This is a genomic window from Arthrobacter agilis, from assembly GCF_002953615.1.
GTDB classification, from domain to species: domain Bacteria; phylum Actinomycetota; class Actinomycetes; order Actinomycetales; family Micrococcaceae; genus Arthrobacter_D; species Arthrobacter_D agilis_B.
The window spans coordinates 3,419,775-3,422,170 of sequence record NZ_CP024915.1; the positions used below are offsets into that span (position 1 = coordinate 3,419,775).

Below are 2,396 nucleotides of genomic sequence, written 5' to 3' on the forward strand. Positions count from 1 at the left end.
ACGCCGAGGAGGGAGAGCAGCGAACTGCGCAGCGCCCCGAGGTCGGCCGCATTGCGGTCCCTCGGGCGTGCCCCGGGCACGGCGATGAGTTCCGCGACGGTCGAACCCGCCGCCTCGTCGTCGCCGCGGCCGAGGACGAGGATCCGGTCGGCGAGCTGGAGGGCCTCGTCGACGTCGTGCGTGACGAGCAGCATGGTGGTGGGCTGGGCCCGGTGGATGTCCAGCAGGAGGTCCTGCATCTTGATGCGCGTGAGGGCGTCGAGAGCACCGAAGGGTTCGTCGAGCAGGAGCACCCCGGGATTCCGCGCGAGCGCACGGGCGAGCGACGTGCGCTGGGCCATGCCGCCGGACACTTCGCGCGGCCTGTGCTTCGCGAAGCTGTCCAGGCCCACGAGCTTCAGCAGTTCGAGGACCTTGGCCTTGCCCGCGCTCGCACTGGAGGATCTGGGCAGGCCGATCGCCACGTTCGCCTGCAGGGAGTGCCAGGGCAGGAGCCGCGGTTCCTGGAACGCGACGGCGCACCGTTCGTCGATGCCCGTCACGGCGGTCCCGTCGATCAGGACCTCGCCGCGGTCGGGGATGTCGAGTCCGGCGGCGGCGCGCAGCAGCGTGGACTTGCCGCATCCGCTGGTGCCGAGGATGGCGAGGATCTCCCCGGGCTTCACCTCCACGGTGACGTCCCTGAGCACGACCCGCCGGTCGTTCGAGGAGCCGAAACTGCGCCCCAGTCCGGAGAATCGGACCCCGAGGGCCTGCTTGGTGGAGGTCTGGGTGCTGCCGGGTGCCAGAACTGTGGTCATGGTGTCTCCATCGGTCCTGGCGGTAGCACCCTACGGAGCGAGCCTTGGCCACCGCACGCGGTGGTTCCCGTGGCTCGAACCTCGTTATCGTCCGTCACCAGGGGGATGCGGACGACCAGGGTTGCTGCGGCTTCACTGATCCAGGTCTCTCGGCCGCTCGGGATGGTCACTCCTATGAAACGCCCGCCGTCCATCAGGAGCAAAATAGGGCGTGTAACAAAGGCTGTAACAATCGAGGGAGAAACAGGAGGCGGCGTGGCACACCAGAACGATCCGCGGGTGATTCGGAAACTGTTGAGCGAGCACGGCCGCTGGGCGGTGGTCGGGCTGTCCGACAACCCGCGGCGGGCCGCCGTGGGCGTCTCGCGCTTCCTCATGGATCGCCTCGGCATGGAGATCGTCCCGGTGAGTCTCAAGGGCGACGACGTCCACGGGCAGACGGGTTACCGGCGCCTCGCGGACGTCCCGGGGACGATCGACGTCGTGGACTGCTTCGTCAACTCGTCCCGGGTGGGCGCGGTGGTCGACCAGGCCATCGCCGTCGGGGCGAGGGCGGTGTGGCTCCAGCTCGGCGTCATCGACGAGGATGCGGCCCGGCGCGCTGCCGACGCCGGGCTCGACGTCGTCATGGACACCTGCCCGGTCATGGAGGCTCCGGCGCTCGGGCTCTAGACCTCACATGCGCTGGTACTTGGAGCGCACCACCATGAACACGCCGTAGGCCATCAGCCCCAGCGCCACGGCACCGAGGAGCCAGACGCCGAAGGGCTGTTCCCGCAGGGCCTTGAGAGCACCGTCGATCCCCGTGGACTGTTCCGGGTTGTTCGTCACGGTCGCGACGATCACGAGGATGCCGAGGACTCCGAGGGCGAACCCCTTGGCGATGTAGCCCACCGTCCCGAACAGGACGACGGCGCTGCCGGCCCGTCCCGGCGGGAGGCCGGAGAGCTTCTTCCGGAACCGCCGTGTGGCACCGCTGTAGATGAAGTAGCCGCCCACCACCAGGATGCCCACGCCGATCGCGAGGAGGAGTGCGGCCCCGGCCGGATGAGACATCAGGGAGGCGCTGAGGGAGCTGGTGGTGCTGCTGCTGTCACTGGAGCCGCCCATCGCGAAGCGCCCGAACGTGACACCGATTGCCGCGTAGGCGACCGCCTGGCCACCGCTCTTCAGCCGGAAACCGAGCTTCTCCTTGTCCGGGACGGCTTTCGCACCGAGGAACACCTCGCTGAGCTGGAACAGGGCGAGGGCGATGCAGCCGATGAAGCAGAACCAGAGGAGGAACGAACCGCCCGGCGAGCCGGCGAGCTGGCCGATGGCCCCGCTCTGGTCCGCGCTGCCGGAGCCGCCGCCCGCCAGGCGGAGGGCGATGAAGCCGATCAGGAGGTGCAGGATGCCCGCGGCGATATAGCCGGCGCGGGCCGCGAGTTCGAAGCCCTTCGAATTGACGGCTTCCTCGGCTGCATCGGACGCCCTGTCGGCCGCGTCCCTGCCCGAGTGCCCCGCCTTCTTGGAGTACTTGTTGGATGCCGTGCCTGGTGCCATGGGAATTCCGCCTCCTCGTCGGCTCGGCGGGCGTCGCTGCTGCGGTCCCGG

3 protein-coding genes are annotated in these 2,396 nt (G+C 69.3%); 1 reads left to right on the forward strand and 2 read right to left on the reverse strand.

Annotated elements, in window-relative coordinates; translation table 11 throughout:
• The coding region (locus CVO76_RS16850) for an ABC transporter ATP-binding protein (protein ID WP_208741891.1) at nt 1–800 on the reverse strand (800 nt) is incomplete at its 3' end.
• A 255-nt stretch (nt 801–1,055) separates the two neighbouring features.
• Here CVO76_RS16850 and CVO76_RS16855 point away from each other — a divergent pair.
• Entirely contained in the window at nt 1,056–1,472 is a 417-nt protein-coding gene (locus CVO76_RS16855) for a CoA-binding protein (RefSeq protein WP_208740213.1), read from the forward strand.
• 3 nt (nt 1,473–1,475) lie between these two features.
• Here the strand turns inward: CVO76_RS16855 and CVO76_RS16860 are convergent, their stop codons facing one another.
• Nucleotides 1,476–2,345 (reverse strand): DUF1206 domain-containing protein, encoded by an 870-nt coding sequence (locus CVO76_RS16860; protein WP_133080308.1) that lies wholly within the window; start codon nt 2,343–2,345, stop codon nt 1,476–1,478.
• Nucleotides 2,346–2,396: the final 51 nt, after the last annotated feature.

Coding starts and splice junctions, on each gene's coding strand:
- CVO76_RS16860 (WP_133080308.1), bottom strand. CDS start 2,345: ATGGCACCAGGCACGGCATCCAACAAGTACTCCAAGAAGGCGGGGCAC.